This window comes from Christensenella sp. (genome assembly GCF_034927525.1).
Classification (GTDB): Bacteria; Bacillota; Clostridia; order Christensenellales; family Christensenellaceae; genus Christensenella.
This window is the reverse complement of the sequence record NZ_JAYFPU010000269.1, coordinates 1-5,457: the sequence shown is the minus strand read 5'-3', so window position 1 is coordinate 5,457 and position 5,457 is coordinate 1. Positions and strand designations below refer to the sequence as shown.

Here is a 5,457-nt window from a genome sequence, read left to right as displayed (position 1 = left end):
TTACGCGCTGTTTACCGCGGCATTTTTTACACAATATCAGGGACTGGTAATGACGTCCCTTTATATCCTCGGCATTCTGGTCGCTATTTTGACGGGGCTGATCTTCAAAAAAACGCTGTTCCGCGGGAACCCGGTGCCTTTTGTGCTCGAGCTGCCCGCTTACCGTTTGCCGTCCCTGAAAAACGTGCTGCTGCATATGTGGGACAAGGCAAAGGACTTTTTGGTGCGGGCGTTCACGATCATTTTCCTCGCCAGCATCGTCATTTGGTTTTTACAGTCGTTTGATTTCCAGTTTAACTTTGTAACAGACAATTCCACCAGCATTCTGGCGGGCATCGGACGGGCGGTCGCGCCCATATTTGCGCCGCTTGGGTTTGGCAGCTGGCAGGCCTCCACCGCGCTCATTACTGGTTTAACAGCCAAGGAAACGGTTATAAGTACACTGTCAGTACTTACCGGAGGCGAGCAAATGCTGACGACGCTTTTTACGCCGCTGGCCGCATATTCTTTCCTGGCTTTTGTGTTGCTCTATATGCCGTGCATCGCGGCGGTAGCGACGACAAAGCGCGAACTGGGAGCCAAAAACGCGGTTTTTACGATCATCTACCAGACGCTTGCGGCGTGGGTGGTCGCATTCGTGATCTTCCAGGTCGGTTCGCTGCTCTTATAAGAAGGAGGCGGGACGCATGGCGGAGATCATCATCGGCATCGTTATCGTAGCGGCCATTGCCGCGGCCATAACGTACATCGTAAAAAAGCGAAAAAAAGGGGAATGCGTCGGCTGTAGCGAGTGTAACAGGGCGAACGGCTGCGACGGATGTCCACACGCAGGAAACGAAAAGCCTCCGAACGAATAAGGAGGCTTATTTTTATGGTCAAGCTATTGCATTATAATGAGTGGAGCGAAACAGCATATACGCTCCATCTGATCACGCAGATGATGGGCAAGGTAAAGCTTGTGCGCATGCCCGCGCAACCCGGCTGGGGGCACATCGTGCTGCATTTCACCCCACAGGGGTTAACAACGGGGTTGATCCCCAATGGGGAACGCAGCTTTGCGATCAACTTGAACCTCGACACGTCCACCGTCTTTACACAAACCGTATCCGGCGACACGGCGGGGTTTTCACTGCGCAACAATACATCTGTCAGCGAATATTATAACGATTTCAAAAAAATGCTTGCCGCACTCGTGTGCGACACAGTAATCAATGAGGTGCCGCAGGAAATGGGTACCAGAACACCATTTTACGACGATACACAAAAGCGTGACTATGAAAGCTGCGCTGCCCGCGATTTTTATCAGATGTATGTGTATGCGCACAATGCTCTGCTCGATTTTGCCTCGCCCTTCCGTGGCAAAAAACTGCTGCCCTCTTTCTTCTGGGGTACATTTGATGTTTCCACCGTGCTGTTTTCCGGCAAACCAAGCCCCTTCCCCGGCAGCGGCGTGATCGAGGTGAACGGTTTTGACGAACAATTCTTTGAGGCGGGTTTCTGGGCGGGGGACCCAAATCTCGCCGATCCGTCGTTCTTTATCATGCCCTATCCGTTCATCAAGGACGATTTGAGCGACAAGCCCGTATCTCCCGACAAAGTAGTGTGGAGTACCGCTAAAATGGAATATTTCTTCTCCCTGAAGGATGCGCTTACCTATCCTGACCCTGAGGCGGCCATACGCGAATTTTTACAGAGCACGTTTGGCGTGGTCACAAAACACGAGGCCTGGGAGTGCATCGACTGGTTCACGCAGCCGCTTACGATTCCAGTCCATAGAAATCAAGGATCTTGAAGCTGTTTTTCCAATAGTCCAATATCCCCTCGTCCCGCATGTGCGACAGTTCGCGCGACATCGCACTGCGGTCTACGCTCAGATAATCGGCGAGTTCGTTCCTGTTGAGATCGATCAGGAACGGATTCGCTTTTTTTTCACTATATTCGCTGAGCAAATAGGCGCTCAGCTTTTCGCGCGTCGACCGCCTGCTTAAAAAATCCATCTTTTTGTTGAGCGTCAAATTTTTTACCGCCAGCATGCGGACAAGACGACGAATGAGTTCGCTATGGAATACGCATGCGTTTTTACATGTCGTCAATATCTTTTCCACTTGTAAAAACAGTATCTCGCTTGCTTCCCCCGTGCTTACGGCAAGAGGACTTTCCATGAGCCCCGCGCAGGCGAACGCTTCGCCGAACACGCCGCCCGGATGGATGGTCGCGATGATGCTGCGCTTTCCGAAATAGTCCTCACGAATCACCTGTACCTGCCCACGGAGCACAACGCCAAATCCGCCGATGCGTGAACCGACATGCCACACTATGTCCCCTTTGGGGTATTTTCGCACATTGTACCCAAGACACGAAAGCATAGATTCGATATCCTTTTGCTCCATGCCGCTGAATAATTCATTCTTTTGAAGAATCGTAAGATCAATTTTCATGTCTTTTCCCTTTCGTTGCAAATGCAACATATCTTTTAAGCTTATTGTACTATCCTTGTGATTACAAATCAAATACATGTTTATCAATTTCTCAAAGAACAAGGAGGTATCATTGAATGGAAATGTTTTGTTTTCAATGCGAACAGACCGCTAAGGGTACAGGGTGTACCGCAGGCGGCGTATGCGGCAAAAAAGTAGAGACCGCAAACCTACAGGACGCTCTTACCGACAAGCTGGTGGAGCTTGCCTGCGCAGCACAGGGAAAGCCGCATGACGCAGAAACGGACGCGGCGATCATGGACGGTCTTTTTACGACCGTTACCAACGTGAGCTTTGACGACGTCGCGATCGCTGGGCAGGTAGACAGGCTTGCCCAATTGGTCGCAAGGTATGGCGGCGGATGTACGTTCGACGCAAACAGTATCTGGCACAATGACGAGGACACGCGCAGCTTGCAGGCCCTCCTGTTGTTCGGTATGCGCGGTATGGCTGCTTACGCGCACCATGCGCGTGTCCTCGGCAAAACAAGCCCTGAGGTTAACGAGTTTTTTTACCGCGGGCTTGCTTCCCTCGCACAAGACCTTACCATAGACGAACGGCTTGCGCTTGTGATGGAATGCGGACAGGTAAACCTTAAGTGCATGGAGCTTTTGAACAACGCAAACGTCGGCGCTTATGGAAAGCCCACGCCCACACAGGTGAGCACGGATGTAGAAGCAGGGCCGTTCATCATCGTTACAGGCCACGATCTGCACGATTTGAAGCTGCTGCTTGAGCAGACGGACGGCAAGGGCGTAAACATCTATACGCACGGTGAAATGCTGCCCGCGCACGCCTATCCGGAGCTGAAAAAGTACAGCCACCTGAAGGGTAACTTTGGGACAGCGTGGCAGAACCAGAAAAAGGAATTTGACAATGTCCCCGCGCCCGTTCTCTTTACCACCAACTGCCTGATGCCCCCGCAGGCTTCTTATTCCGACAGGATATTTACCACTTCTGTGGTCGGCTATCCACAGATGCAGCATATTGACGGAAACAAGGATTTTGGTCCGGTGATCGAAAAGGCGCTTGCACTTGGCGGCTATCCGCAGAAAAAGGAAATGAGCGGCATCAACGGCGGGCACGTGCTTAGCGTTGGTTTTGGTGTGGACACCGTACTTTCTGTGGCGGATCAGGTCATAGACGCGGTGAAGGGCGGCAAGATCAGCCACTTCTTCCTTGTAGGCGGATGCGACGGTGCAAAACCCGGCCGCAACTATTATACGGATTTTGTGCAGCAAACACCGGAGGACTCGGTGATCCTGACGCTTGCGTGTGGTAAATTCCGCTTCAACGACTTAGACCTCGGCACTGTTGCCGGGCTGCCGCGCCTGATGGACATGGGACAATGCAACGACGCGTATTCGGCGATTCAGGTTGCGCTTGCGCTCGCAAACGCCTTTGACTGCGGCGTGAACGATCTGCCGCTGTCCCTCGTGCTTTCGTGGTACGAACAAAAGGCGGTGTGCATCCTGCTGACGTTGTTGGCACTAGGCATCAAAAATATTTATTTAGGGCCTACGCTGCCCGCGTTTGTCTCGCCAAACGTACTCAATATCCTTGTTGAGAAATTCAACATCAGCCCGATCTCTACGCCGGAGGAAGACCTGAAAAAAATACTCGGCTAAGTGTCAAGAACAAAAAGCCCTCATCTCCTAAATGGAAATGAGGGCTTTTTTACAATATTCAGAGCGCGGTACCTTTTTTAGGGACAGACAGCCGGGACATATCAACGCCCTCCAATGCCAGCAGCTTGATTTTTGCCTGTATGCCGCCGGCAAAACCCGTCAGGCTGCCGTTTGACCCGACCACCCGATGACAGGGGATGATGATGGAGATCGGGTTATGCCCGACCGCCCCTCCCACCGCCTGGCTAGACATACTTTTCTGATTCCTTTTCGCGGCGATCTTTTTCGCAATATCGCCGTAGGTGACGACCGTGCCATACGGTATCCCGCATAAAATCTGCCACACATCCTGCCGGAATTCACCGCCGATCGGCTGAAGCGGCAATTCGGCAATCTCAGGTTTTTCCCCTGCAAAATACCTATTAAGCCACTCTTTTGCCGCAATAAATACCGGCATTTCATTTTGCTCCGGCATTTCTTCACGGATCGTACCTCCAAAATATTTTTGTCCTTCCATCCACAGCCCCACAAGGTGTTCCCCGTCACACGCAAGCGTAAGCTTGCCGACCGGAGACTGATACGTCGCTCTATAATACATATTCTTCACTCCTTATAATGTGTTCCAAAGATTGATCGTCGCGTAGCTGCGCCACGGGCGCCACGCCTCCGCCAGCCGCAGCAGCTCCTTTGGCGTATAGGATGGAAGCGCTTTTTTTATGCCAACATCGGTTTCTAAGAACGCGTCTGTAAAGCCCATCGTACGCATCGCGATATACTGTGCCGTCCAGCTTCCGATCCCTTTGACCGCCATCAGTTTTTTTATTTCTTCTTCCGGCTGCAGGCAGTGGTCGAACCTGATGTCATTTTGCACAAAAGCCTTTGCCAGTCCATAGATCGTTTTTGACCGTGCCGCTGTAACGCCCAGCGGGCCAAAGCAGTCTTCCGGTTTTTCCCCCAGGGCCAATATCTCCTGCGGGGAAGGAAAGACATAATCAAGCCCTTTTATACCTGTATTAACAGGTGTGCCATAGGCCGCGGCGATCCTTGCCGCCAATGTGCTTGCCGCTTTTACGGATATCTGCTGCCCAAGCACCGCCCGTACCGACATTTCGAAAGCATTGAAGCAGCCGGGCAGACGCGTGCCTAAAACACATGATCCGGGACGAATATCGTTCATCGTTTGCAGCGAATCATAGATCGTGCCGGGGTCGCAGTATAGATCAAACAAATGTCGTATCCTTGACAATACCTGTGGCAATACAGGCAAAAGGGATTCACTGATCGTCACCGCCAACGTATTGTTTTGCGGCCTGTGCCCTACCTGTACCCATCCAAAAACGGTCTTGCCGTTT

Annotated in this window: 7 protein-coding genes; 4 read left to right on the top strand and 3 right to left on the bottom strand. The window is 51.8% G+C overall.

What is annotated here, in order from left to right; translation table 11 throughout:
* The 3 genes from VB081_RS11055 to VB081_RS11045 form a co-directional block, all read left to right on the top strand.
* The coding region (locus tag VB081_RS11055) for a nucleoside recognition domain-containing protein (RefSeq protein WP_323400872.1) at positions 1–670 on the top strand (670 nt) is incomplete at its 5' end.
* 16 nt (positions 671–686) lie between these two features.
* Positions 687–857: a FeoB-associated Cys-rich membrane protein gene (locus tag VB081_RS11050; RefSeq protein WP_323400871.1), complete on the top strand. Its 171-nt coding sequence runs from the start codon at positions 687–689 to the stop codon at positions 855–857.
* A 14-nt stretch (positions 858–871) separates the two neighbouring features.
* Positions 872–1,792: a DUF5996 family protein gene (locus VB081_RS11045; RefSeq protein ID WP_323400870.1), complete on the top strand. Its 921-nt coding sequence runs from the start codon at positions 872–874 to the stop codon at positions 1,790–1,792.
* Here the strand turns inward: VB081_RS11045 and VB081_RS11040 are convergent.
* Positions 1,758–2,438: a Crp/Fnr family transcriptional regulator gene (locus VB081_RS11040; RefSeq protein ID WP_323400869.1), complete on the bottom strand. Its 681-nt coding sequence runs from the start codon at positions 2,436–2,438 to the stop codon at positions 1,758–1,760. The genes VB081_RS11045 and VB081_RS11040 overlap by 35 nt on opposite strands.
* Before the next feature lie 116 nt (positions 2,439–2,554).
* Between VB081_RS11040 and hcp the strand changes: the two genes are divergently transcribed.
* Positions 2,555–4,105: a hydroxylamine reductase gene (hcp, locus tag VB081_RS11035; RefSeq protein ID WP_323400868.1), complete on the top strand. Its 1,551-nt coding sequence runs from the start codon at positions 2,555–2,557 to the stop codon at positions 4,103–4,105.
* Positions 4,106–4,163: 58 nt separating this feature from the next.
* Here hcp and VB081_RS11030 read toward each other — a convergent pair whose 3' ends face one another.
* Positions 4,164–4,703, bottom strand: coding sequence for a methylated-DNA--[protein]-cysteine S-methyltransferase (locus VB081_RS11030; RefSeq protein ID WP_323400867.1), 540 nt, complete (start codon positions 4,701–4,703; stop codon positions 4,164–4,166).
* A gap of 12 nt (positions 4,704–4,715) precedes the next feature.
* Positions 4,716–5,457, bottom strand: a 742-nt coding sequence (locus VB081_RS11025) for a DNA-3-methyladenine glycosylase family protein (protein ID WP_323400866.1), incomplete at its 5' end; no start/stop codon positions are given.